Annotated in this window: 23 protein-coding genes; 11 read left to right on the forward strand and 12 right to left on the reverse strand. The window is 45.6% G+C overall.

From position 1 onward, the window contains the following. The first annotated feature begins 103 nt into the window (after window positions 1–103). The 6 genes from C1714_RS00905 (at window position 104) to C1714_RS00930 (ending at window position 4,829) form a co-directional block, all read left to right on the forward strand. Window positions 104–517 (forward strand): hypothetical protein, encoded by a 414-nt coding sequence (locus C1714_RS00905; protein WP_102341424.1) that lies wholly within the window; start codon window positions 104–106, stop codon window positions 515–517. Window position 518: 1 nt separating this feature from the next. Next, window positions 519–728: a helix-turn-helix transcriptional regulator gene (locus C1714_RS00910; RefSeq protein WP_102341425.1), complete on the forward strand. Its 210-nt coding sequence runs from the start codon at window positions 519–521 to the stop codon at window positions 726–728. A 383-nt stretch (window positions 729–1,111) separates the two neighbouring features. Then, window positions 1,112–1,585, forward strand: coding sequence for a DUF6431 domain-containing protein (locus C1714_RS00915; protein WP_135567852.1), 474 nt, complete (start codon window positions 1,112–1,114; stop codon window positions 1,583–1,585). 34 nt (window positions 1,586–1,619) lie between these two features. Further along, window positions 1,620–3,035, forward strand: coding sequence for an ISL3 family transposase (locus C1714_RS00920; RefSeq protein WP_167849870.1), 1,416 nt, complete (start codon window positions 1,620–1,622; stop codon window positions 3,033–3,035). Further along, on the forward strand, window positions 3,032–3,331 hold the full coding sequence (locus C1714_RS00925) for a hypothetical protein (RefSeq protein ID WP_102341426.1): 300 nt from the start codon (window positions 3,032–3,034) through the stop codon (window positions 3,329–3,331). Before C1714_RS00920 ends, C1714_RS00925 begins: the two co-directional genes overlap by 4 nt. A 226-nt stretch (window positions 3,332–3,557) precedes the next feature. Next, window positions 3,558–4,829 carry a DDE-type integrase/transposase/recombinase gene (locus tag C1714_RS00930; RefSeq protein WP_102341427.1) on the forward strand — a complete coding sequence of 424 codons (1,272 nt, stop codon included), beginning with the start codon at window positions 3,558–3,560 and terminating at the stop codon, window positions 4,827–4,829. Between the two features lie 969 nt (window positions 4,830–5,798). Here C1714_RS00930 and C1714_RS00935 read toward each other — a convergent pair. The 10 genes from C1714_RS00935 to C1714_RS00980 all read right to left on the reverse strand — a co-directional run bounded on the left by C1714_RS00935 (window position 5,799) and on the right by C1714_RS00980 (window position 18,030). Further along, window positions 5,799–6,284, reverse strand: coding sequence for an NUDIX hydrolase (locus C1714_RS00935; protein WP_102341428.1), 486 nt, complete (start codon window positions 6,282–6,284; stop codon window positions 5,799–5,801). A gap of 72 nt (window positions 6,285–6,356) precedes the next feature. After that, window positions 6,357–6,782, reverse strand: coding sequence for a PDDEXK nuclease domain-containing protein (locus C1714_RS14515; RefSeq protein WP_102341429.1), 426 nt, complete (start codon window positions 6,780–6,782; stop codon window positions 6,357–6,359). Continuing rightward, the gene (locus C1714_RS00945) at window positions 6,679–8,070 is read right to left on the reverse strand and encodes a macrolide family glycosyltransferase (RefSeq protein WP_102341430.1); all 1,392 of its coding nucleotides are present in this window, start codon (window positions 8,068–8,070) and stop codon (window positions 6,679–6,681) included. The genes C1714_RS14515 and C1714_RS00945 overlap by 104 nt, the downstream gene beginning before the upstream one ends. Then, window positions 8,067–8,285 carry an AbrB/MazE/SpoVT family DNA-binding domain-containing protein gene (locus C1714_RS00950; RefSeq protein WP_102341431.1) on the reverse strand — a complete coding sequence of 73 codons (219 nt, stop codon included), beginning with the start codon at window positions 8,283–8,285 and terminating at the stop codon, window positions 8,067–8,069. Before C1714_RS00950 ends, C1714_RS00945 begins: the two co-directional genes overlap by 4 nt. Window positions 8,286–9,283: 998 nt before the next feature. Then, window positions 9,284–12,592 (reverse strand): DEAD/DEAH box helicase family protein, encoded by a 3,309-nt coding sequence (locus C1714_RS00955; protein WP_102341432.1) that lies wholly within the window; start codon window positions 12,590–12,592, stop codon window positions 9,284–9,286. Window positions 12,593–12,640: 48 nt separating this feature from the next. Further along, on the reverse strand, window positions 12,641–13,795 hold the full coding sequence (locus C1714_RS00960) for a restriction endonuclease subunit S (RefSeq protein WP_135567856.1): 1,155 nt from the start codon (window positions 13,793–13,795) through the stop codon (window positions 12,641–12,643). A gap of 17 nt (window positions 13,796–13,812) precedes the next feature. Beyond that, complete coding sequence (locus C1714_RS00965; protein ID WP_102341434.1) at window positions 13,813–15,324, reverse strand: class I SAM-dependent DNA methyltransferase; 1,512 nt, start codon at window positions 15,322–15,324, stop codon at window positions 13,813–13,815. A 15-nt stretch (window positions 15,325–15,339) separates the two neighbouring features. After that, the gene (locus C1714_RS00970) at window positions 15,340–16,425 is read right to left on the reverse strand and encodes a Fic family protein (RefSeq protein WP_245304972.1); all 1,086 of its coding nucleotides are present in this window, start codon (window positions 16,423–16,425) and stop codon (window positions 15,340–15,342) included. A gap of 195 nt (window positions 16,426–16,620) precedes the next feature. Continuing rightward, on the reverse strand, window positions 16,621–17,346 hold the full coding sequence (locus tag C1714_RS00975) for a hypothetical protein (RefSeq protein WP_135567857.1): 726 nt from the start codon (window positions 17,344–17,346) through the stop codon (window positions 16,621–16,623). Window positions 17,347–17,400: 54 nt separating this feature from the next. Next, window positions 17,401–18,030 (reverse strand): MobA/MobL family protein, encoded by a 630-nt coding sequence (locus C1714_RS00980; protein ID WP_102341437.1) that lies wholly within the window; start codon window positions 18,028–18,030, stop codon window positions 17,401–17,403. Between the two features lie 365 nt (window positions 18,031–18,395). Here C1714_RS00980 and C1714_RS00985 point away from each other — a divergent pair, with 365 nt between their 5' ends. The 5 genes from C1714_RS00985 to C1714_RS13915 all read left to right on the forward strand — a co-directional run bounded on the left by C1714_RS00985 (window position 18,396) and on the right by C1714_RS13915 (window position 21,700). Further along, a complete protein-coding gene (locus C1714_RS00985; protein WP_483423417.1) occupies window positions 18,396–18,971 on the forward strand; it encodes an IS66 family transposase in 576 nt (191 codons plus the stop codon). 179 nt (window positions 18,972–19,150) lie between these two features. After that, a complete protein-coding gene (locus C1714_RS00990; protein ID WP_167849877.1) occupies window positions 19,151–19,888 on the forward strand; it encodes a DDE-type integrase/transposase/recombinase in 738 nt (245 codons plus the stop codon). After that, complete coding sequence (locus C1714_RS00995; RefSeq protein ID WP_102341440.1) at window positions 19,846–20,655, forward strand: Mu transposase domain-containing protein; 810 nt, start codon at window positions 19,846–19,848, stop codon at window positions 20,653–20,655. The genes C1714_RS00990 and C1714_RS00995 overlap by 43 nt, the downstream gene beginning before the upstream one ends. Further along, on the forward strand, window positions 20,639–21,322 hold the full coding sequence (gene istB, locus C1714_RS01000; RefSeq protein ID WP_102343110.1) for an IS21-like element helper ATPase IstB: 684 nt from the start codon (window positions 20,639–20,641) through the stop codon (window positions 21,320–21,322). Before C1714_RS00995 ends, istB begins: the two co-directional genes overlap by 17 nt. A gap of 237 nt (window positions 21,323–21,559) precedes the next feature. After that, window positions 21,560–21,700 carry a hypothetical protein gene (locus C1714_RS13915; RefSeq protein ID WP_167849879.1) on the forward strand — a complete coding sequence of 47 codons (141 nt, stop codon included), beginning with the start codon at window positions 21,560–21,562 and terminating at the stop codon, window positions 21,698–21,700. Between the two features lie 773 nt (window positions 21,701–22,473). Here C1714_RS13915 and C1714_RS01005 read toward each other — a convergent pair. Further along, window positions 22,474–22,971 (reverse strand): hypothetical protein, encoded by a 498-nt coding sequence (locus C1714_RS01005; RefSeq protein WP_102341441.1) that lies wholly within the window; start codon window positions 22,969–22,971, stop codon window positions 22,474–22,476. A 108-nt stretch (window positions 22,972–23,079) separates the two neighbouring features. Further along, a complete protein-coding gene (locus tag C1714_RS01010) occupies window positions 23,080–24,006 on the reverse strand; it encodes an SIR2 family protein (protein WP_102341442.1) in 927 nt (308 codons plus the stop codon). Between the last annotated feature and the right edge of the window lie 10 nt (window positions 24,007–24,016).

The following is a 24,016-nucleotide window of genomic DNA, read 5'->3' on the forward strand; positions in this document are numbered from 1 at the left end:
AGCTACGCAAAAGTGAATTATTTGTCACATTTATTGCTGACAAGTAATTTTAATGTGATATATTTATAACGCAAAGTGATAAATATATCACACGGGAGGCATTATGAATAAAAAAGTCAGTATTACAGAATTGATGACAGAAACTGCAGTTCTTACCATTGGTTTGACATTCTACTATTGGTGCTGGGTAAGAACGGATTGGAAAGAATCCTACACGTATATTCAAAATGCTGTCGCAGGAGGGATCATATGTTTTATTTTCCTGATATCATACAGAGTCCGGAAATTTCACAAAGAACCCATCGATGAGCTTGCAAGAGCAAATTTAAAAAGATGTGACTCCATCTGTCTGAAAATATTTGCAGCAGCAATGGTTTTGACTGCATTTATTGGCGGCACATTGGGGCATGTAGCTAATACTGCATCTTTCATGGGCTGGGTTATTATGTTTTCGCTGATCATCATTTCCATACTGCGAATTATCATTTTCAAGGTAATGGATCAGAAGGGAGTATGAGGTGGCACTTGTTACAAAAATAAAAGAATTCCGTGAAAAAGCAGGATTAACGCAGGCGGATCTTGCGGAGAAAGTTGGTGCCCGGAGGGAGACAATTGTTCATCTGGAAAACGGTAAATATAATCCCTCATTAAAGCTGGCAATGGATATCGCAAGAGTATTTGACGTTACTGTCGAGGAATTATTTACCTTCACAGACGGAGATAAATAGGTGGTTCCGTTTTCAGGCAAAAAGGGTGGTCGGTAAACGCCGAATCTTTTTTGAAAAATGTACACCCGATGCATAGAAAAAGTCCGGAAGCCCAGTGTTTATACCGACTATCTAAAAATAGATGGGGTTTGGGGGTGCCTCTAAGAAATCCTGGGATTGATGATCCGGGAGGAGTTAAAGAGCTGTAAACCCTCATGGGGAGGCACAAAGACCTTCTCCTTTTCGTATTTACCGATTATCATGCGGTTAGAGACATCAATAGAAAGGAAAAGGTTCAGAGACTAGTTTCCAGCCATCTCTGAACCCATAACCAAAACCATGGTTAGTGTACCACATTCACAATACAAAATTGTTAAACATCCTAATCATCTGAATGATTTTTGATGAAATGCAGCGAACCTGTTTTGGATCCTGAAACAGGCCTGCCAATGAGATTCTGCGGAACTGCCAGAAGGTGCGTTAAAACGCCAAAAGGTTCTTACTGGATCTGGATTCCTGTCGCCGTCTCTTCCAACGGAAGACATCACCGTGTTCTCCCTGATTTCCTTGTCCCTTACAAGCACTACTCGGTGCAGACCATCGAATCGGCTCTGGACAATGATCTGGATCTTGATCGTTATTCGCTTCCTTCCGATTCTTCCGTTTACCGTTGGAACAAATGGCTCGATAAGCTCATTGTGCAGCTCCGGATTTTCCTGAAGCTGGTTGATCCGCCTGATTCGCTGCTTCAACAGCTTCGTGTTCTATTCCGGCGTGATGTCCGCCGGGCTCCGGAATATGATTCTTCCAGTGGCTGGGTGGCCGGAATCAATCTCTGCCTGAATGGGCCAAATGACTTTGACTTGGGCCTTTCCTGATCTTCCCCTATGCTGGGCTCAAAGGAGAAGATCTATGTCCGAACAATCTGATAAACAGGCCATTCTTGAATTCTTTAACCTCGATACAGGCAGTGTGGAGAATGTCATCTTCCATAATGACAATGGCAGTGCGTCTGTCCATGTTTTACTGCGGCCGGATCATCCGCCTTGTCCCGATTGCGGCTGTACCCTGCCAAGGGTTAAGGACTACATTGACAAGAAGATAAGCCACGGCGTCTTTACTGATCGTGAGTGCACCATCTTCTATCATGCCCGCAGGTACATCTGTCCTGTCTGTCATCGAACGTACTATGAGAACAATCCATTCTGTTTCAGGAAGCAGCACATCTCCGCCCTCACGGTTGAAAACATTCTGAACGATTTGAAGATTCAGACCGAGACCTTCGCTTCCGTCGCTAAGCGGTATCACATCTCTCCCACAACCGCTGCCTCCGTCTTCGATGCCCACGTAAAGGAGGCGCGAAGACCTCTGCCCACATTGATGTGCTGGGATGAGAACTACGCATTTTATCATCCGGGAGAGAACTCAAAATATGTGTTCGTTATTCTCGACTTTGAGTCACAGGAGCCGGTGGATATCCTGCCAAGCAGAAGAAAAGATTATCTGCTCAGCTACTTTCTCAAAATCCCAGTGGAAGAGCGAAAGCGCGTCAAAATGATTGCCACGGACATGTATAGTGAATACCGCGCCATCATACGTCAGCTGTTCCCTAAGGCCTATCATTCCGTTGACCATTATCATGTCAGCCAGGAGCTCTCCAGAAAGGCTGACAGCGTCCGGATCAGAGTAATGAAGCAGACTCCAAAATATATTGAAGGCACAAAAACACAAACCAACGAGTATTATCTGCTGAAGACATTCAACTGGATGATATTCAAGCGGCTGGACGCCAGAGACAAAGATGGTAAAAAGCTGTTCGATCCCGGCCATCCAAGGAAAATGAACCGCAAGCTGAACCGGTTCCTCAATTATTACGAAATTAAAGCCATGATCGAAGCCGTTCATCCCGATTTGAAAAAGGCATGGGACCTCAAGGATGACGTTGTGGACTTCTATGACAACTGCACTTACGATACTGCTCCCCAGGAGCTGAACAAACTGATTCAGTCCTTCGCAGCCAGTGGTATTCCGGAAATGAAAGAGTTCTCCCGCACCCTGATCAGCTGGAGAGAGGAGATTATCAACTCCTTCATTGTCGTAAAGCAGCGTCATACAGTCGATAAGGACACAGGCCAGGTGGTAGTGTCCGACATAAAACTGAATAACGGATTGATGGAGAACCGGAACTCAATCATCAAGACGATCAAGAAAGCAGCCAACGGATATACCAACTGGGACAGGTTCCGCAGCCGCTGCCTCTATGTGCTCAGAAAGAGCTCCAAGCCAATGTTGAATCCTGTCATTCCGCCAAAGAAGGTTAAGCAATGACTTCAACCAGCTTTCAGCCCCTGAGTCCCGAACAGGCATGGATCACTGCAGAAGGAGCCCGTTTGTATGGCAAAGAAGCAGAACAATATCTGCAGGCCAGCATTCGTTCCATGAACCGAATATGCCGCTCAGCACAGCGATTAATGCGCGGCATTGAATGTGAGCTGAAGCAGCGTAACCAAACGAGCAATATGACTCTGTATGCCATGAACACAGACGAGATGCTTGCCCGCATCGCCATCTATTGTGAGATGTTTCTGGACGAATACGAAGAACTTCAGGAGACGCAGCCGTAACAGGCGGTCTCCTTTTCCTTTCCATTCAAAAACCGCCTGTTTTACCAGACGGTTTCGTGGTGGGATAAACCTTCATGGGGTACCCCGACACCCCAAGTTTTTTTACTTCGTTTTCGAGGCATCCCTGTCATAGTTAAATGAAAATGTCCCACACGTGATCAAATGAAAATGTCCCATTGATTTCAAGGCATTCGGGGACTAATGCATTCATCTGGAGGTGATCCAGATGAAGAAAGAAAAAGATAAAGTTAAAGCTCTAAAACTACTGGAACAAAGGGATTCGAACCCTAAGATTACTTGTCAATGGATAGCTGATCAATGTGGATACAGCCGGAAGCAGATTGAGCGATTGTCAGCCGAGAGAAAGATAAAAGATACGTCTGCTATTCTCACTCACGGCAATACCGGAAGAAAGCCGGTAACCACTGCCTCCGACCAAGAGATCAGGTACCTTGAGGATTTAAAGAAGACGTATCCGTCAATCACCATAGCACAGTTCAGAGACATCTATCTTGAAGATGTCATTACAAACAAAGACAAGGAAGCCGATGTTGTGAGGTATGGATTGAAGAACCGCAGCAAGACCTGGTTCCGCGATCTGTTTGTAAGGGAAGGATGGACGTCTCCTGTAGAGAAGCCAGGCCGGACAGATGGTACACGCGTCACGCATTCAACAAGAGCCCCGAGAGACCATATGGGAGAGCTGGTGCAGATTGATGGAACGCCCTACGACTGGTTCAATGATGGCAGAGCTTACGCCCTTCATCTTGCGGTTGACGATGCCAGTACCGAGGTTCTTGCGGGATACTTCATGGCTGAAGAATGTGCGCGTGGATACGCCCGTATGATGAAGCTTGTTCTGGAGAATTACGGCATTCCGGAAGCACTGTATTCAGACAAGTTCTCAGTCTTCCGCAGCGTCAAAGCCGGAACACCAACGCAGTTTGCCAGCATGATGAATAAGCTTGGCATCACTATGATCTTCGCAAATTCAGCTCAGGCCAAGGGACGCGTTGAACGTTATAACGGTACGGCACAGATGCGGCTTCCGAATGACCTGATCCGATGGAAGGTACCCCACAACTATGATTACCTCAATGACTGGTTCAACAAGAAATACAGGCTTTACCTGAATGCGAAATTCTCATATCCGGTAAAGGATCCACATGAGCTGTTCACTCCGGTACCCTTTGATTTCAACTATTCAGAAGTCTTCAGAGCAGAATATCAGAGGCAGATCAGGAACGATGTGTTCTCCATGGGGAACTGCTTATATACCCCGGTGACAAGCAATGGAGAGATTGTTCACCTCAGCCAGAAGCAGAACATTACTGTTTACATAGACGCAATTACAGATGAGATCTACATCGAAAGATACGGAAAACATTACACATGCATGAAGGTTGGAGAACGGAAGCGTGACAATTACTACACGGTAAGTAACGAGAAGGAACTTCAGAAGGTACTCAATGAAATGAACGCGAATAAAAACAAATGATTGTTACGTTTCAGAAGTTTCTAACAAGATGGGACATTTTCAAAAAATCTTAACACGTTTTCGAGGCATCCCCAGATAAATTTAGATCGCCTTTATACCTGATTCCGGACTTTCAATATTTATTCCATGCCGATAATTACGGAGTATTTATCGTTAGCTTCTATTATTTTTATTAACAATTCTTTGTTTTGAATACACAGACTATCTCTTGTATACGAGTTTTTATCCCTTTTTTGGGTCAATTTTTGGTCATCATTCAAGCATTCTGATTCTGTTGAATATTCTGGGCATCCTAGGGCAAGTGTTACGGATCTTCAAGGCCATTGATCCGGAGCGTCAAGGACGGGCAGTAATTACCAGTCGTTTCCGGCACCGAAGTCCTGCGTTCCGGAGCTGTAAGTCCACCTTCCTGCATGCATAACCCAGCTTGTTTTATTCCAAGACGGGTTTCGTCGTCTATCCAGGTTTCTATCCAGGTTGGTGAATGTCAGTCATTTCTGGTTCTCATTGACTTGTCGCTAAGGATAATGATCCGCTCTGCACATGCTGTGAGTCGGTCCATGATTGCTTCGGCAACTGCACCGCTTCCGAGACGTTCTCTCCAGCCGTCCTCTGCGTACTAAGAGCCGGAAATCGTTGCACTATGCCGATATCTTCCCTCAACAACATCAAGGACCTGTTCACATTGTCCTTCTTTGACAGGATAGAGGAGTCAGTCGTCAATGATTAGAAGGTCTCTGGAGTGGTACCTCTTCAGCCAGTAATTATGCATAGGTTTATTCGAATCATACGCAGCAAAGAATGGCTGATCAGCACTTTCTTTTATGTACTATTCTCTGGGTTCAGGAATTCCAAACCAGTCAGATAATGCCTCTAGGATTTCTCTGGCAATTCTTTGTTTCTGATTAATTTCTTCTCTTCTATAATTTTTATTTCTTTACTCATCATATATTCGTCATCTCCAATCCCTCATTTCAAATCCTTAATGAAATATAGCATTCTCATTGTTGCCAACTCATTGCGAGGCATTGAGCGCAATTCTTCTGCCGTTACCCACCTATATGCAGAGGTTTCACCTTCCTGCAGTACCACGCTGGTTTTATCAGCATCAGTCTCGCACAGATAGTCCACATATATTGATTTATGTAAGTGATGTAACACACGGCCGACTTCTGTAAGCTTATCTGCTTTAATTCCGGTTTCTTCAGAAAGTTCCCTTAACGCACAAGTCATCGGATCTTCTCCCTGAAGCGCAGACCCTCCTGCAGTGGCTTCCCACATTCCGCCCAGATGCTTTCCTGGATCTCTTTGCATAAGCAAATAAGTACCATCGGTATGTTTTACTATAATTTCACATACAAGATGGAAAACTCCGTCCGGGACTTCTTCTCCACGGACTAAGGTCATTCCCTCAATCTTATTTAGTTTTTCATCATAAGCATCCCATATTTCCATAAATATCCCCTAAGATTTGCAGGACGCTGTCTCGCAAATCATTGGCATAATAGTGCAAACCGACTTCCACTATTAATCACATTTATATTTATCTATAATCCTTGATTCTATGTCATCTAAGCTAGGCACAGTATTCTGCAATTCCTTCGGAACATCATCAAATAACCTATATTCACTTACTCCTATCGGCTTAGTCATATCTTTAAGTGCATATTCTGCAACAATCTTATTCTTGTCCCTGCATAGGATTAAGCCAACTGACGGATTATCAGCCTCACTTTTCACCTGATCATCAAGAACGGACAGGTAGAAATTCATTTTACCCGCATATTCAGGAACAAACTTGCCAGTCTTTAGTTCTACTGAAAAAAGTAATGCCCAGAAAACAATCCATTCATTGTTGGATTCTGCGCAGCATGGAAAAATATTTCCGTTTTTGTATTGCCTTGCCGATCGGATTAGATAGAATACCGGCTGCAACACCAATGATCCACACATATTTCCAGCTGAAAAGAAATCCGATCAGATTGATGGCGGCGATGATTGTTGCCCAGTATATGAAGTGGAATCTCACTGTCGTTTTATTCAGCTCACCGACAACATCTAATCCGTTCGATGAATGCGGTGCATTTTCGATAAACTCCGCTGCTCCGGCAGCACCGGTACAAGAACGAAAATCTGTACTGCACACTTCTGCGGCTTTTCCGTAAGCGGCGTTGCTCAGAATCTCATGCACAGACGCCCGGATTCCGTCAATGGAATCGTCATTTAAAGCCGTACCTGCGCCGATTTCCATTACCCTTCTCGCCACTGCTTTCTGCTCACTTGTCTGGGGATAAAGCACCATCGGTGCAGCCATATAGAGGCTTTCGGAAACGCTGTTCATACCGCAGTGCGTTATAAAAACGTCCGCTTTGGAAAGAATGTCAAGCTGATCAACGTAGGGATACACATGGATGTTGTCAGGCAGCACTCCCAATGACTCACGGTTTACAGCATTCCCGCATGAAATGACGACGTTAACATTCTGATCCCGCAATGCTTCAATGCATTTAGTGTAAAAATCCCGTCTGTCGTTGATAACGGTTCCCATGGAAATATAAACGAGCGGGCATTCCTTCGTTTTATCCGGAACGGCCTTTGAAAATACAGAGGGCCCTACAAAGGCGTAGTGGTCAGAAAAGCTTTCCGCATAGGGCTGAAACCGCCGTGAAGTATAGACGATGCTGTCCGTCTGATTATCGCTCTGTACCAGTGACAAGGCGCCTTTCACATGATAGCCGTAGGGTTCGAGTGTTTTTAACTCCTTAGAAACCCTCGGCAGCCCGAGAATCATATCTGCCAGCTCTTTCGGCGTGTTCTTCATGTACTGTGATGACAGCTGGTTAAAGGCGAAGGTACTGGTGGAGACCACCAGTGGCACATGATGCTTCCATGCGTTCAGTTTGCCCCAGAAACAAACGGAATCCGAATAAATGACATCGGGCTTGAAGGTCTTAAACTCTTTATCAAGGAAGCTGTCCATACGAAGCGTGATCCGGATGTCCTGCAGTGTCATTTCTGTCGTGGAAATATTCTTTAGTCCAGCTTCTTCCTGCTCCGTGAGTTTAGGAAGATACGCATCGCATGAGATAAACTCTGCGCCTGTTGCATTGATCTTATCTTCAAATTCGTCGAACGAATAGAATCGGACGGTATTCCCTCGTTCCACCAGTTCCGCAGCAACCGGTAGCATGGGATTCGTATGACCGTGCGCAGGAATGCAGAAAAAGGCGACCTTTTTCATTCCTTGTCACCATCCCGCTCTTGGAATGCGATCCCGAACAATTCTGCAAACGCTCCTTTTGGGGGAATGGCGATCCCCCGCTTATCATCGCCAAGAAGAAGCAGAGTATCTCCGGGCTTGATCCCGAAGATATCCCGCGCCTGTTTCGGTATTACGATTTGTCCTTTCTCCCCGACGGTAGCCGTCCATGCATATTTCCCTTCCGGTGCTTTCATTAATATTGCCTCCAGAGTATGATTTGTATAACAAATTATACTCTCTTCGCGCGAATATGTGTCAAAAGGAAAAGAGCGGCGGGGATTTCCCCCCCCCCCGTTGCCAAATTGTTATCATAATGTTATCAACGCTGATAACGCAAAGCAGCAGGCACTCCGAAGAATGTCTGCTGCTTCAAGTAATTCAGAATAATTCAGCACATTTTGAGTCAAAAGCTGCATTATTCCAGCTCAACATCGAATCCGCTGCAGGTCACGCAAACAGCGGACATTTGGGGAGACTTCGACGGAACTCAGTGGAACCACTCCGGCGGGAAATTGGTACCGGAGCGACGGCGGTTTGGAACCAGAAGAAAAGAATAAGCTTATCAATTTTATTGCACTGGTTGCACATGCGATTTGAGTCCGGCAGTAAAGTCCATCAGTTGCATGACGTTTCCCTGTATTTCTATGTCTTGAGCTTTTTAAAACAGTCTGTTGATGGTGCTGTCTGTCAGGCTCGGGGATCTTTCCTAGTGCTGTATCTCTGACTCATGTGTTCTTCTTTCAGTCCCTAATCCGTCTTTGGATATTTCTTACGGTGAGGGATACGTAGTTCTTTGAGATATACTCAGCTGCAGCGATTTTTTCCCTGCGGCAGTTGTCCTTTCTCAATGTACCGTGAAGCCTTCAGAATCTTTCATCCTATTTCTGGCACCTTCGACACTTGATACTACCTTTTCATGAATGGAAAGCCGGATCATTGCTCTTTCATACAACTTCTCACTAGATTACCCATTGAATTTTCAGCCACGCCGCTTTGGTACCGTCGCGGTCTCCGTCGAGGCGGTTCCAAAAGTGCCGACGCTCCGCGTCCGCAAACCCGCCGTTTGCGGGTCATGAACCTGCTACTATTTCGTCCTATTTACGTATCATTATGATACGCTTTTACGTTTCATACACCTCATTTAAAAGCTGGTGTACCCAATTTGTACCCATTAGCTGTTAAATGGCATTGACTATGCTGCATTTGCATTAATCTGTTCGATTACTTTCCGGATCCCCATCCACACATTTAGGTCCGGGAAGATCTCCACGATGCTTCCATGATCTGTGAATGGTGCTTCCTGCAGAACGGACAGATCTTTCATCATCCCATTGTGAACAATATATTCCACGATCTGATTGACAAAATAGATCTGACGGCTGTCCAGATTCACATCATTCAAATACGCAGAGAATGCTTCCTTTGCCGCATTCATATCAAGGCCGACGATACTGCGGACAAATTCGCCGAGAGGCTTGTCCCCGTATTCCTGTTCGTACTCTTCTCTGGTGCCAACCTCACTCCAGAGCACTTCTTCCAGAATCTCGACGTCGTTTGCCGTTAATGGCTTGTTGGTTTTCAGCTTCGCAATCGTGATCATGTCCTGATGTGTCCGCACATAGTATTCTGCCTTTGCTTTATAATTGGCCAGTTCTCCATAATCCAATTCAGATTCATGAACTTCCATATTCAGGATATCGTCCGTAAAACTCGTATCGTAACGCACAGAAGGCGTGTGTATGTATACCATCAGGCCACGCAGTTCTTCCCGGATCTTTTCAAACTCATCAATCCCGGCATTTTCCAGATAATCTGTATGCAGAATCATACGGATCAGCTCAGACTTCCCCTGAATTGCCGGTATGTTGGCAATATCCGCCAAGGCTCTCACGTGTTTCATGAGATCCTTCCGGGCTCTTGCATACTTCTCCCCGGAAAGATAAGCCAGTTCTATTCCGTACATCAGCGCGTCAAAGCGGACGCTACTTGCCGTGTCAGGATCAGGCAGAATCAACGGAACAAGCTCATCCTGGATGGTCAATGTGTCTTCATAAGACAGGGATTGATACCCTTCCGGTTCCGAATAAAGATCTACATACTTGATATGCTGCCGGACCGCAAAGTTTTCCCGGTTTAATTCCGATACCTTTCCGCACATTACTTCAACAAGTTTATCCCGATATGCTTTTAATCTCTGCGTCTGATTTTCCAATGTCTGCAGTTTATATGCGATCTGAAATTCCAGGTTAAAGACTGCCCCTTGCAATGCGATCTGATTGGCGGATGGTTTTCCCTTGTTCATCCGGAAGAATTCGAAATTCCCGCAGAAATCAAAGATATAGAATTTGTCTTTATCCTTACCGTCCACAAGTCCCGGGCAGAGCCTTGTCCCACGGCCGATCATCTGCCAGAACTTCGCCTTGCTCATCACCTTCTTAAAGAACACAAGATTCAGAATCTCCGGTACATCAATACCGGTATCCAGCATATCGACCGAAATGGCAATCTGCGGGAGTTTCCGCGGATCGCTGAACTCATCAATCGCACTCTGCGCATAATTGATCCGGTTATCAATTACTTTGGCAAAGTCATCCGGCAGATGCGGATATTCCTCATGGAACACCTCAAGGATCTTCTCTGCATGAGCATGATTTTTGGCAAAGATAATTGTCTTGCCGATCTTTTCCCCGTAATCGATCTTCAGCCCCTGTGTCATCACCGTCTGCAGAACTTTCCGAATGGTATCTTCGTTAAAGATCCAGGTGTTCAGCGCAGACGAGCCAATAGTTTCCGGAAGATTTCCATCTTCATCAATGAAATCCTTCTCGTATTCCTCTTTTTCTTCATCCGACAGTTCGTCATAAACAATACCCTGATCAATGAATTTCAGAGTTGTCTCAACGGACTGGAAGTCAACCAGATACCCGTCCTGCACAGCTTGTGCCAGCTCATACCCATATGTCGGTACGCCGTTTTCCAGATCAAAGACCTCATAAGTATTCTTGTCAACCTCATCCTTTGGCGTTGCAGTCAGACCGACAAGCGGTGCATCGAAGTAATTGAAAATATCCTTGTATTTGTTGTAGATAGAGCGGTGTGCCTCATCGCAGATCACAAGATCAAAATGACCGCAGGAGAAAATCTTGCCATCTTCATCTTTGGCTTCGTCGATGAGATTAATCATGGTCTGATAGGTAGAGAAGATGCAGTGCGCACCGTAATTGTCTTTCTCTTCTGTGATATTGCTGCAGGAAAGGTCCGGAAGGAGATTTACAAAGTTCCGTTTTGCCTGCACCACAAGCGAAGTTCTGTCCGCAAGAAAGAGAATGTTGCGGATCCATCCGGCATTCATCAGCACTTTACAGAGTGCGATGACGGTTCTTGTCTTGCCAGATCCGGTCGCCATAACAAGCAGCGCCTTTCGGCGATTCTTGTTATCAAAGCTGTCGCAGACCGCTTTAATCGCGGCTTCCTGATAATATCGCCCTGCAATCTGCTTATCTACTACCACATTTCGTAGGCTTGTCCGCATGGACAGCAGGTTAAACCATTTCTCCAAGTCGCGCTTTGACCAGATCGCTGCACACTGTCGCTCCGGATACTGTCCGTCAACTATTCTTGTATCAAAGCCATTCGTCAGGAATACAACCGGCCTCCGATGATACTGCTGTTCCAGAATATCAGCGTATAGTTTTGCCTGCTGACGCCCCTTGGACACATCCACGCAGGTACGCTTAGCCTCGATGAGCGCAAGCGGACGATGCGCATCATCATAGAGCACATAGTCCGCATATCCCTTGCCGGAAGCATTCGGCATTCCGTCAAGTTCAACTTCATTCAACCAGTCTTTCCCCTCTGTCCAGCCGGCATCCACCAGCATGGAGTCGATGTAAATCTTTCTTGTCTTAAATTCAGAAAGATCCAGCGGCTTTGTGACGTAACCCGGTGCCAGCTCTTCCCGGCGTCTGGTCAGCTCTTCTTTAAGCGCCTTGTTCTCTGCGATCAGTACTTTCAGATCAACTTCAGCGACATCTGATGCCTTTTCAGAATCTGCTGCAGCTTCAGGAATCTCTGCAGGCTGTCCCAGCAGTGATTCATCATACTTACGTTCCTGATAATTTTCTCCATAGCAATAGGAAACAAAGTCCATAAAAAGGAACAGGTTCTTCAGACACAGCTTTGCCTGATCCAGCGTCACCGGTTTTCCGGTATGCGCCACCTGGTTTCCCATACGCCGGATAAAATCAAGACGCCGCCAAAGACTGTCATCCATCAAATCTTTGAATTCTTCCGTATGCAGGAGTGTAACCAGATTGTCCTGATAGGGCATGACGAGAGCCTTATCAACGGAATACATCCACTTAATGGCAAATTCCATGGCACGCCGGCAGTTGATAATGCTGGCTGAAGGATCAATCACCGCAATCTTCTCCGCAGAGATTGCCACTGGTGCAAATGTATGGAATTGTGGTTCTGAATTCAGATAATCAAAGTTTGTCATTCACACCATCTCCTTCCTCTGGTTGTTGCGCTTGCCAAGTAGCAAATATCATCCGAAATATTTTTGCATCAGACTGTTAAAGAGTAGTTGTGTTTCATCTAACGATTTCTGGACGGCAACTTTTGATTTGTCGACTTGTCTGCAGAAATCCTCAAACTCTTCCTGCAAGTGAATCGGCGGCACAATAATCTTTCTTTGCTGAAATGTCTTAAAGTCAATATTATCTGCCGTAACTCCTCGAACACCAGCAAGAACATCTAGTTCAATAGCTTTGAAATAGTTCCGTAAAAAGCTTGCAGTGATATTCTCTCCTGGGACAAACGCTTTCATATCTTGATTAATGGTTACAGGAACAGCGTTTATTGATACAGGAAGATCATGCTTCAAAATACCACTCCTAATAACCATTAATACGGAGCCTTCTGGAACAAGATTTGTAGTACTGTTTGCTATTGCCTCTTCTGTAATATGGTCGATACTATCAGTAATAACATCTGACTTCATATCCTTGGGTGAAACCCACGGAATTGAGCCTTCAAAATACTCGGGGTGGCTTTTAGACGGAGTCCCACCACCATATATTCTTGAACAAACAGCGGTTAATGGATCCGTGTTCCATCCTTTGTCATTACTGATTGGATCTCCAAACATCTCGACAAATCGGGCTTTGACAAGTTCATTAAGTGCTTTAAGCACTTTCCTTTTGCCAGTAATGATAGCATCGTTCTTATTCAGTATCGCTATAATACTCCTCTGCTCATCCACTGTTGGTACCGGAACTTCTAAGGATTTCAGAATAGAAAGATTAATGTTATTTTGCGCAACTCCGCGACCAATATTATTAACATACGTCTTTTTTGAAAGTAAATAGTAATAAATGTATTCCGGATCGATTGTTCTGCTATCCCTTACAGTCAATCCCGCTATAGCTTGGTTTGTTGATGCATCAATATCCAAAATGCCTGTTGCTCCCAACGTAGCAAATATTGAGAAAAGAATAGTACCTCTTGGGAGTAACTTAGCAGAAGACTCTTTTAATCCAGTTTCAGTAATTTTTTCCTCTGTTCCTTTTATATATTTTGAGGATAAATCACTGATTTTAACCCATGGTATTGTTCCATTTTCCCAACACTCTATTCTCGACCTTGCAGGTGTCCCCCCAGATACCACATCGCATAAATCGCTAAGCTTTTTGTAATCCATTTTCTCACCTACAAATATCAATTTGTCTCATCAGTCAGCATCTTCTCGAGATCATTCAGATCTTCCGTGATCTCTACTTCCAAACTTCGAATATTAGCCATTATCTCGCTTGTCGGCGGATACTCCACCGGCTTATATTCAACCTTCTTGTACTTGTTGATGGACAGATCATATCCGTTATCAACAATTTCCTGCTTTGGCACCATGAAGGACTGTTCTGTGCGTTCACGGTTCATCTCCTGATTCCGATGCTGGTAACGCTCAATAATATCCGGAATGTCGTTTGCTTCGGTCGGCGTTCTCTTATCATCCAGGCTGAAGCCATCCGCCTTCATATCATAGAACCAGACGTTATCGGTCCCGCCGTGGTTCGTCTTCGTGAAAATCAGGATTCCGGTAGATACACCTGCATACGGTTTAAACACACCGGATGGCATGGAGATTACCGCTTCCAGTCTTTGGTTTTCAATCAGCTCTCTGCGGATTGCTTTATGCGCTGTTGAGGACCCAAAAAGTACACCATCCGGAACGATGCAGGCACAGCGTCCGCCAACTTTCAGCATCTGGATGAACAAGTCCACAAAGAGCAGCTCCGTCTTTTTTGTCTTACACAGTTTCAGCAGGTCTGTTGAAACGATGTCATAATCAAGGCTCCCCTTGAAAGGTGGATTAGCCAGAATCAGTGTGTATTTATTCCGGTCAGGATTTTGATCGGAAAGGCTGTCCCGATATTCGATATAAGGATTGTCAATGCCATGCGTCATCATGTTCATGGCGCCGATACGCAGCATCGTCCGGTCCATGTCATAGCCATGGAACATATGATTCATGTAATGGTCTTTTTTCACCCGGTCAAAGAAGATCTCTTCCCTGTGATGTTCCTTTTCATATTCACCCGCCGCCACGAGGAAACCTGATGTGCCACATGCCGGATCACAGATAATTTCGTCCGGTCCCGGCTGCATCAGCTCGACCATCATTTTGATGATATGTCTCGGTGTCCGGAACTGTCCGTTCACACCGGAATTCGCCAGTTTGGACAGGAGATATTCATAGACATCGCCGCGGGCATCGGTATCCTTAAGACCGCTCATCTGATGATAAAGGTCATCCATCGCGTCCACAATCTTGGATAACATCAGCGGTGTTGGGATCTTGAAGATTGCATCCTGCATGTATTTTGCATAGGCACTCGCTTTATTACCATGCAGATCTTTGATGAACGGGAATACCATCTCCTGCATGACGGAATACATCTTCTGCGCCGGGAAATCATGAAAAACCGACCACTTGAGCTGCGATCCATCAACAATCCGGTCCCCAATCTTAACCTCTCCGGCAAATATGCTTTCATAGGGGAGCCCCAGCATGGCGCTTTCTTTAGCGTGCAGATTATCGCTGTCATCCAGGTCATGAATGAACATAAGGTATGTCATCTGCTCAATGACATCCAGCGGATTGGTAAGTCCTCCCGTCCAGAAGATTTCCCATAAACCATCGATTCTGTTTTTTAGTTCGCCTGTAATCATACCTTCCTCCCGGGTCTACTCTTCGTTATCCCAATTCCAGCGATACTTCGTATAACGACCGCCGCCGATCTTAATAATCTTGTTTTCCTTCTGGAGCTTCGAAAGCGTTCTCTGTATCGTAGCCTGACCGATATTCGGAAAATCTTTCTGTATCTCCGTCTTTGTAAAAGTCCCGAATTTTTTCTTAAGCATTTCTTCGATGCGCTCTGGTTTTGAAACTTTTCGTTCTTCCACAAGCTCCGTGCGTTCCATAAACTCACGGTAGGCAGCTGTGATGACGCCAAGCATATAGGTAACAAACGGCATATAGTCATTGCTTCCTTCATGCCATTCTGCTGAACTTGCCTGCAGTGCATCATAATACCCATCTTTCGTTGTCTCGATCAATTTCTCAATACTGATATACCTGCCTACGTAATATCCATTTTTATATAGCAGAAGAAGTGTAAGCAGTCTGCTCATTCTGCCGTTTCCATCAAGGAACGGATGAATGCACAGAAAATCAAGAATGAACATCGGGATCACAAGCAGTGGATCAACCTGTGCATCTGACAAAATCTCCTGATATGCCCTGCACAACCGCTCCATCGCCTCTGGTGTTTCAAAGGCTGAAACAGGCTGGAATCTCACTTTCCGATTTCCATCTTTATCCACTTCCTCAATCCTGTTTTCGGAAGATTTCCAGCTGCCGCCGATTCTTGTCTCCTCAAATTTATACATATCGCGGTGGAGCTGCAGTAGCAATGCGGGCTTGATGGGAATGTGTTCATAGTTCTCGTGGATGGTGTTCAGGACATCCCGATATCCGGCAATCTCATATTCATCTCTGGAATGCGGCGTCGTCTTATCCAGAACAATTTTCTTCAGCCGCTCATCCGAAGTGTAAATGCCTTCGATTTTGTTCGAGCTTTCCGTGCTTTGAATTTTTGCAATTTCAACAAGATTCTGCAGAACATCTGCATGCCTGGTCGCAATCAGTTCCTGTCTTCCCTTATACTCATGAATCGCTGTCAGGTAATTTACAATTTGAGGTGTAAGCAGTTTTGTCCACTTGTTCCGATAGGAGAAATCACGCATATCCCGATCCTCTATTTTGATCATTTTCAAACTATTGATGCACTTAACGTATCATATGATGCAATTGAAATCAAGCGTTTCAATATGATCATATTTTCATAGATGATCATATTGAAAGGATAATGATCAAATTACACCCCTGATATCAGCTCGATATAGAGTATGCCCCTTGCCATTCTACTGGCCTGTCTGAACGGATCTGAGAATGTCAACGCAGATCTACAGGCTGGCCTCTTTTCTGTATACTTTCGTATCGGCATGGTTTATATTTCGTTCTGACGTTTCTGCTTGCTTCTCCGCAAGTTGTTTCAGAACACTGAGTTTCTGTGTCCGCGGCTTTGGCTGCTCTATATTTTTCTCATCCTGAGTGATGATTCCATCCCATTTCGCCTGTGCTCTGCGCACCTGCTCCAGCGCTTTCTTCGCTGCATGGTATTCCTGTTCTGCTTCCCATACACTGGCAAATCCGTTTGCATCCGGAATCAGGAACAGCTGATTTCGACAAAATGTGATCTGACGCTCCAGCCCATCGATCCGTTCCTGCAGCTCCTTGCATTCCCTGCGATGAAGGATGGATTTCGGCTTATGATCCAGCGCCAGCTGGACCGTTTCTTTCCGTTTCTGCAGTGCATAGAGCTTGCGGTTGGTTTTGTAAAGCTTCTGATGAACCGATTCAATCCGCATGAATCGAAACTCTGCATCGCGGGAATCCGGGTGCTCGGATTTCTGCTTTTCGTGCAATTCGAATCCTGTCCTGCTGGAACTTTTTCCTGTCTCACGAACTTCCGGTTCTTCCTTCACGGACTGCATCAGGAGATCCAGAAATTCCTTCAGTACAGCGATCGCTCTCCTTAAGATTCCCGCCAAAAGTCCCGGCTGTGGCCCATGTATCTGCACGGATTCTGATACCTTCTGCACCACTTCTTCCCGCTTGAACGCCGTCACTTCCTCCTGGCTGCCGCCCGCATTCAAAACCTGATCTACCGTCTGGTTCCATTCCTACCGGAGCTGGTTGTCGCTTCGGATTTCGTCCTCCTTCGGATTGTTTTTCCCGATCTTCTTTGTGGCAATGTAGGGACCAGATGCATCAAAGATCTGCAGTCTGTCCTCCTCATGCTCCACGACCTTGTTGATCAGATCTGTGTACAGCACTTTGACATCATCGAGGAAGTTCCGGTCCTTGAACACGTCTTTTCTTCCGGAGAACCACTTGATGTCATAGATCTCACCTTTCTTTAGGATCCGGCATCCGGGTCTTATGTTGCCGTCCGCATCCAGAATTTCTTTTTTCGTCCGCACATGCCGGCCTGCTTCGTCGTAAAACATGTTCCGGGTTGCCCGCTTCACGTCTGTTTTCTCCAGCGTGTCCCGGTCCGCAAAAACCAGATGGATGTGATAGTTGGTCATGGTCTTGTTATGGTGGAGCGCCGCCGTGCACTGCACGCCGTATTTCTGGCGGAACGTCTCCGTAAACAGCTGGAGTAGAAGGTCCGGATCTTTTTTCCTGAGACTCTCCGGAAGGGCAATGATCAGCTCACGCCCCTCAATGCATTTTCCCGTCTTCTGATTGCTCTTCCAGAAATCATGCTGCGCCTGTTCCGACAGATACTGCCAGAACTCCGGCTTCACTGTGCTGTACGATGCATATAGATGCTCCTATCTTTTCGGGTTGCTGATGTAGTCGACACGCCCCCGAACGTCGGTCAGGCTACGATACAGAGAACGCTTGTCGAAGCCCAGAAGAAGCACGACGCGATCATGGATCAGATTGGACTCAACCCCAAGAATTCAGATTGATAACCGTGTGATAACAGGATGCATGTCATGAAAATCATAGCTGCATCCTGTTTTCATTTGGCCAGTCATAAATCACAGGCGAAAATCTCACCGGAATAAGGAGTTTGTACTCAAACCGTACCCAGCGGGTATAGAAAAATCCCTGTAAGCCTCATAAATTCAAGACTTACAGGGATTCGTTTGTTTATTCCAGCTCGATTGTTCCAGGAGGGTCTGTCATCAACACATTATGCTGGATGCACTGCCGCAGAGAATTCATCCGTGCAGCACGTCTTCTGAATTCATCAAAGCTCAGAGAAGAAGAACTGGAGACCTTTCCGGAATTCAAAGCGATAGAACTGATCCGCAGAATTTATGTGGAAGAGAACAAGCTGAAGGATCTGTCAGATGGAGAAAGACTCAAAGGACGCCAGAAACTGGTTAAGCCGGAAGTCGATGCCTTCTTCGGATACATGCATTCCCTGGATTCAGAGGATCCTGCTTTCAGCGAGCATCTTTCCTCTGCAATCAGATATGCCCTGAACCACGAAGAAGGACTGCGGGAGTTTCTTGATGATCCGCAGGTACCGCTGGACAATGGTTTTTCCGAACGAAGTGTCAGAAGTATCTGCCAGCTCAGGATGAACTCTCTATTCAGCTATTCCATCACCGGAGCAGAAGATAATGCGATCATCGAATCCCTGGCAGAAACGGCAAAGGCAAACCATGCCAATCCGAGAATCTACTTTCAGTATCTGATCGATCGCATGATGGACAGAAACAGATCTGCCTGAATATACCGATGTGGCGAAGCCGGGTTTCCGGTGAAACCAAGGCCACTTTTTCAAAGACTGATTTGATGTGATTCCGGGCCTCTAAGGCCACGCAGATTCGTCAGGATTCCTTAAGAAACCTTCTTTCTATAATGGCGATGAGGCTGATTGCCTCACTTGTACGAAAGGAGGTTTTTTTTATGTCAAAGTACAAGGAAATCCTGCGGCTTCTATCAACCACAGGACTATCGGGCAGACAGATCGCCAGCCAGCTTCACGTTGGCAGGGATTCTGTGGCTGCTGCCCGACAAGCGTCGTCTTCACTGAAATTGCAATGGGAGGAGGTGAAAGACAAGAGTGAAGACGAGATTCACCAAACGCTTTTTCCAAGGGAGAAACAGGAATCTATTCAGGTAAAGCCGGACTTTAACGAAATGCTCAAGGACTATGATCGTATTCCTGGCATGACCAAGAAGGTCCTCTGGGAAGATTACGTCAAAGAGGTGCAGGCGTCAGGAGGAATTCCCTATCAGTACTCACAGTTCTGTGAGCTGTTCGCGTGGGAAGCTGCAGTTAATAACGCCACCATGCATAAACAGCACAAACCAGGTGAGCGAATTGAAGTTGACTGGGCGGGGACGAAAGTGCCTGTCACAGATCCGGATACCGGGGAAGTTACCTATGGATACATGTTCGTTGCGGTCCTCCCTTACAGTCAGTACGCTTATGCCGAAATCCTTCCGGATATGAAGCTGGAAAACTGGATCGGAGCTCATGTTAATATGTATGAGTTCTTCCATGGCATTACGCCTATCCTCTTTTGTGACAATCTCAAGACAGGTATTCTTTCTCACCCGGAAATGGGCGACTGGATTGAAAAACCAGCTACCGTGAAATGGCAGATTACTATGACACCGCCATCCTGGCTGCGCCGGTGAGGACTCCGAAAGCCAAGGCATCCGTGAAAGGAACGGTAGGTAAACTCACTTCAAGGATCATTGCCCGATTATATAAGCAGAAACCCGGAAGCTTTTCCGAAGCTGGCAAAATGTGCCGGGAATACCTGAACCAATTCAATGCGACCAAATTCGAAAAACGAGAAGGATCACGACTCGAAGAATTCATAATAATTGAGAAGCCACTTCTCCACAGCCTGCCGCGTGAGCCGTATGAGTATGGAATATGGAAATCTGCCACTGTTCAACTGAATTATCACAACGCCGTTGATTGTATGTACTACAGCGTTCCATACCGTTATATTCATCAGAAAGTACGCGCACGCATTTCAAAATATAAGATTGACATCTATTTGGGTGATTCCAGAATCGCTTCTCATACACGCTTATACCGTCATACTGGCCAGTATTCCACAAATCCGGAGCACATGCCTGCAAATCACAAACAGGCTCCGGAATGGGACGATGATCGTTTCCGTAAGTGGGCTGAGTCCATTGGGCCATCGGTTTATAAGGTAATTAATCAGCTTCTAAAATCCTACAAAGTAGAAGAACAGGGATATAACGCCTGCATGTCTATCCTGAAATTCGCAGACAAATACACCCCTGAGCGGTTAGAAAAGACCTTTGCCAAGGCCTTATCTGTTATCACTGTTCCCCGCTATAAGGATATTAAGTTAATCCTTGAGCACTATCAAGGTGAGCCCGATCAGGAAGCTTCATTTGAAGTCAATGGCAGCCTCTTATGAAACACAGGATTCCGTACCAGGAATTATGGATATGACGTTCGATGAACGCTTATCTTTTCTCGTGGATGCAGAGATGGACTCCAGAGATAACCGAAGATTGAGCAGAAGGATCAAGGAGGCACATTTCCCGGATTCCAACGCTGTAATTGAGGGCATCAAGTATTATCAGGATCGTCATCTTAATCGTACCCAGATTACGGCTCTGGCGACGAATCAGTATATTCATAAGCCGAAAAACGTTCTGGTGACCGGTGCCACCGGCGCAGGCAAGACCTATATTTTGGCAGCACTGGGGAACAGAGCATGCCAGCAGAACTATAAAGTTCTGTATATCCGGATGCCTGAACTGTTCAATGAAATCGAACGGGCAAAAATCGAAGGCGAATATGACAGACTGTTGAAGAAATACCACTCCAGGGACCTTCTGATCATTGATGACTGGCTTCTCTATCCTGTCAAAGAAGGACAATGTGAACAGATCCTTGAAGTCCTTGAGGGAAGATATCGGCATAGCGCAACGATTGTCGGCTCTCAGTACGCAGAGGACGGTTGGAGAGAGCGCCTGGGAGGCAGTGCAGTCGCCGAAGCAATCATGGACCGGCTCACAGCATGTGCAGAGCGGATCATGATACTCGGAGACAAGTCAATGCGAACCAGAAATGACTGACATTCAGCAAACCAGATAGACGACGACACCCGGCTTGGAATAAGACAAGCCGGGTTTTGTGCGCAGGAAGGTGGCCTTATAGATGCGGAACGCTGGACTTCGATGCCGGAATAAACCGGTAATTTCTGCCCGGCCTTGGTGCTCCGGATCAATGGCCTTGAAGGTCCGGAATGATGGCCCTGGGAGCTCCGGAATATTCAATCTGCCCGCATTACAGAATCGTTTCTGAAAGAACTGATGCCCTGGAGCGATTCCTATCATGAATATGAAGCCGGTAAGAAGCGAGAGATCGTTGATTACATGGGAACCGGTCCAGACAAGCCTCCGAAGGTCCGGGTTGTGGATGGAAAGAAGAAATTGATACAGCCATCTGCGTAAATCAGATTCGCCATCAAAAGGCGATCGAGCTTTACTGACCCAGCACTGGGTTCTTTAAAGTCCGGTCGCCTTCGCGCTCATTATATTGTCCTGCTCTTATGAAATAAGTTCACCCTGTATTAGACGCTTACGTTCGATTGATGTCATGATTTGTCCTCCTCTCAGCCATTCAGGCATCAAAAAAGACATACCCATCTGCCCGCTGCTTATGCGTAAGCATTCCGCAGAAGTTCAGCCGATTCACGGCGTTCTGATCACACACGCAGAGAAATGGTTGCGTGCGTAACTTCAATGGAATGACCTGCAATGCAGGGCTTCAAAGTATGTCTTTATCGATTAAATGATAGCATGGTTCAGAAAATATTAGCGAGATTTCAGATTTTAAATGTGAACCTCCCCGCCTAAGTCCTAACGTACTATAGACGGAGCTTCCAAGGGCTTGTGTGCCCTCAGACTTCCGTCTGCTAAACGATTCGGTGACAGCACAGCACACAAGCCGAAACTTATGTACCCATCTGCACTAACGTTTCTCAGACTTATGTCAGGATCGTCAGACTGCCATAGGAAGCAGAGGGTACAAGACCCTGTTGATCTTCCACAGGTCAGCTAACGTCCTTTGGGTTCCACTCCCGATCCCAGAGATTTTGGTCATAAGATCGGGTGATTCCATAAACAGCCCGCGGATCTACAGGGACCACTTTATGCAAATACGGCTTTTTTAATTACATCAACGATTCCAGATTGTTTGCTCGTGAATTAGGAATCTGCATCAATCAGGTTCCATGCTTTTTATTGACAGTAAAAGTGTATTCTTCCTTATCCCGGGTTTCATAAAATCTTCTGACACACTTCAACACGCCTGTGGCTTTGGTATATTTGTACTTTTCGTATGGTTGGTACGAATTGTCAGATGAGTTTTCATTCGAGCCTTCACCAGTGAATGAGACGTCCGGCATGGATTGTGCAAGCACCATTGCCAGCAGTGTAGGAAAATGAATTTCGTCTTTGCCTGTCTGTGTCCCGAACCACAGGCTGATTTCCGCCTGCATGGCATCGTTTTTGCAATAATAGAAATCGAGGAAATCTTCGCAGGTTACATCGTTGGCTGGCATGATGTAGTTTCCTATTTCAACCTGCACATCGCTCAGATTTTCCATCGCAGGCCATCCCCAATCCTGATGCTCCCTGGCGAAATCAGAAATAACCTTGGCAGCTTGTTCTGCGTCTTCCTTGTTCTTGTACTGAATTTTGAAAAACATCCATTCCCGCATATTATTACTCCTCCTAATGGTTCAATATACTGATGAGCCAAATGACTACGATTGCGATAAACTGTATATCGTCAAGTAAGTATCCCTGAAAATATTACAGACTTTATATCAGATTATCTGTCTCAACACCCTCTCATAATATTCTTTATAGTTTCCATTGAAATGATCCGGTGTCATGATTCTGACACCATAGTTCTGCATCAGCAGTGCTTTTCCTTTACCGTAAATATCATCTTTGCTTGCTTCATAAAATACAGTTGATGCATCCGGAAAATTCCTTTTCTTGCAGCAAAGAAGCCACCATAAATCCATTTCCGCCGGATCCATTCCGAATCCGATGATATGCACATCACCAAGCAGAAAATAATCAACCCAGCTCAATGCCTCTATGGTTTCTTCTCCATTTTTCTCTGCTATGCGGCAACGGCGGATCAGCGATGGTACATATTTTTCAATTTCATTCAGTAGCTTTCCATAATAGTAATGCCCCATTACCATGGAAGACGGCTGCCACGCATTGCCATGAATATGCCAGATTGGGGCTGAAGCACCACCGTCAGATAAATTCTGATATTGGAATAGAAGACGGCGTATGCGATTGTCTTCTTTACGTGTCATGCACCTATGCATGCGATATTGATAGGAAGTGTAATTATCTATAAAAGACTGTTCAATTTCATTGGAATAATTAGCAGTCAGGATTGCATCAGCACTGCCGCTTTCAAGAAGTCTAAACAAGCTGCAGCAGTCTTGATCCAGATGAATCTGTGTCATAAGCATGCTGATTTTCTTAATGTAATCAGTCACTTTATCATTTGTAGCTGCTACGATCTGCTGTGAAAACGGAAGCTCTTTTAAAACTGCAGCAGAAATAGCCGGGTTTTCTTTCTTCCTGATCTTCTCTATAAAATCATCACAGGAAGATTGGCCCGCTGCTCTGCAGAATCCATTTCCAATCAGAAAAACAACAGGTCTTTTCTTCAATTGAATCATCAGATGATTTTCTTCTGACTTTAAATGCTCTTTCCCGGACATAAATGTTCTT

This window comes from Galactobacillus timonensis (assembly GCF_900240265.1).
In the GTDB taxonomy this organism is placed as follows: Bacteria; Bacillota_I; Bacilli_A; order Erysipelotrichales; family Erysipelotrichaceae; genus Bulleidia; species Bulleidia timonensis.

Coding starts and splice junctions, on each gene's coding strand:
- C1714_RS00945 (WP_102341430.1), bottom strand. CDS start 8,070: ATGAAAAAGGTCGCCTTTTTCTGCATTCCTGCGCACGGTCATACGAAT.
- C1714_RS00925 (WP_102341426.1), top strand. CDS start 3,032: ATGACTTCAACCAGCTTTCAGCCCCTGAGTCCCGAACAGGCATGGATC.
- C1714_RS00905 (WP_102341424.1), top strand. CDS start 104: ATGAATAAAAAAGTCAGTATTACAGAATTGATGACAGAAACTGCAGTT.
- C1714_RS01010 (WP_102341442.1), bottom strand. CDS start 24,006: ATGTCCGGGAAAGAGCATTTAAAGTCAGAAGAAAATCATCTGATGATT.
- C1714_RS00915 (WP_135567852.1), top strand. CDS start 1,112: ATGAAATGCAGCGAACCTGTTTTGGATCCTGAAACAGGCCTGCCAATG.
- C1714_RS01005 (WP_102341441.1), bottom strand. CDS start 22,971: ATGCGGGAATGGATGTTTTTCAAAATTCAGTACAAGAACAAGGAAGAC.
- C1714_RS00930 (WP_102341427.1), top strand. CDS start 3,558: ATGAAGAAAGAAAAAGATAAAGTTAAAGCTCTAAAACTACTGGAACAA.
- C1714_RS00995 (WP_102341440.1), top strand. CDS start 19,846: ATGGCAGATTACTATGACACCGCCATCCTGGCTGCGCCGGTGAGGACT.
- C1714_RS00955 (WP_102341432.1), bottom strand. CDS start 12,592: ATGACAAACTTTGATTATCTGAATTCAGAACCACAATTCCATACATTT.
- C1714_RS00935 (WP_102341428.1), bottom strand. CDS start 6,284: ATGGAAATATGGGATGCTTATGATGAAAAACTAAATAAGATTGAGGGA.
- C1714_RS00990 (WP_167849877.1), top strand. CDS start 19,151: ATGTCAAAGTACAAGGAAATCCTGCGGCTTCTATCAACCACAGGACTA.
- C1714_RS14515 (WP_102341429.1), bottom strand. CDS start 6,782: ATGTGTGGATCATTGGTGTTGCAGCCGGTATTCTATCTAATCCGATCG.
- C1714_RS13915 (WP_167849879.1), top strand. CDS start 21,560: ATGCCCTGGAGCGATTCCTATCATGAATATGAAGCCGGTAAGAAGCGA.
- C1714_RS00970 (WP_245304972.1), bottom strand. CDS start 16,425: ATGATCAAAATAGAGGATCGGGATATGCGTGATTTCTCCTATCGGAAC.
- C1714_RS00950 (WP_102341431.1), bottom strand. CDS start 8,285: ATGAAAGCACCGGAAGGGAAATATGCATGGACGGCTACCGTCGGGGAG.
- C1714_RS00920 (WP_167849870.1), top strand. CDS start 1,620: ATGTCCGAACAATCTGATAAACAGGCCATTCTTGAATTCTTTAACCTC.
- istB (WP_102343110.1), top strand. CDS start 20,639: ATGGCAGCCTCTTATGAAACACAGGATTCCGTACCAGGAATTATGGAT.
- C1714_RS00965 (WP_102341434.1), bottom strand. CDS start 15,324: ATGATTACAGGCGAACTAAAAAACAGAATCGATGGTTTATGGGAAATC.
- C1714_RS00960 (WP_135567856.1), bottom strand. CDS start 13,795: ATGGATTACAAAAAGCTTAGCGATTTATGCGATGTGGTATCTGGGGGG.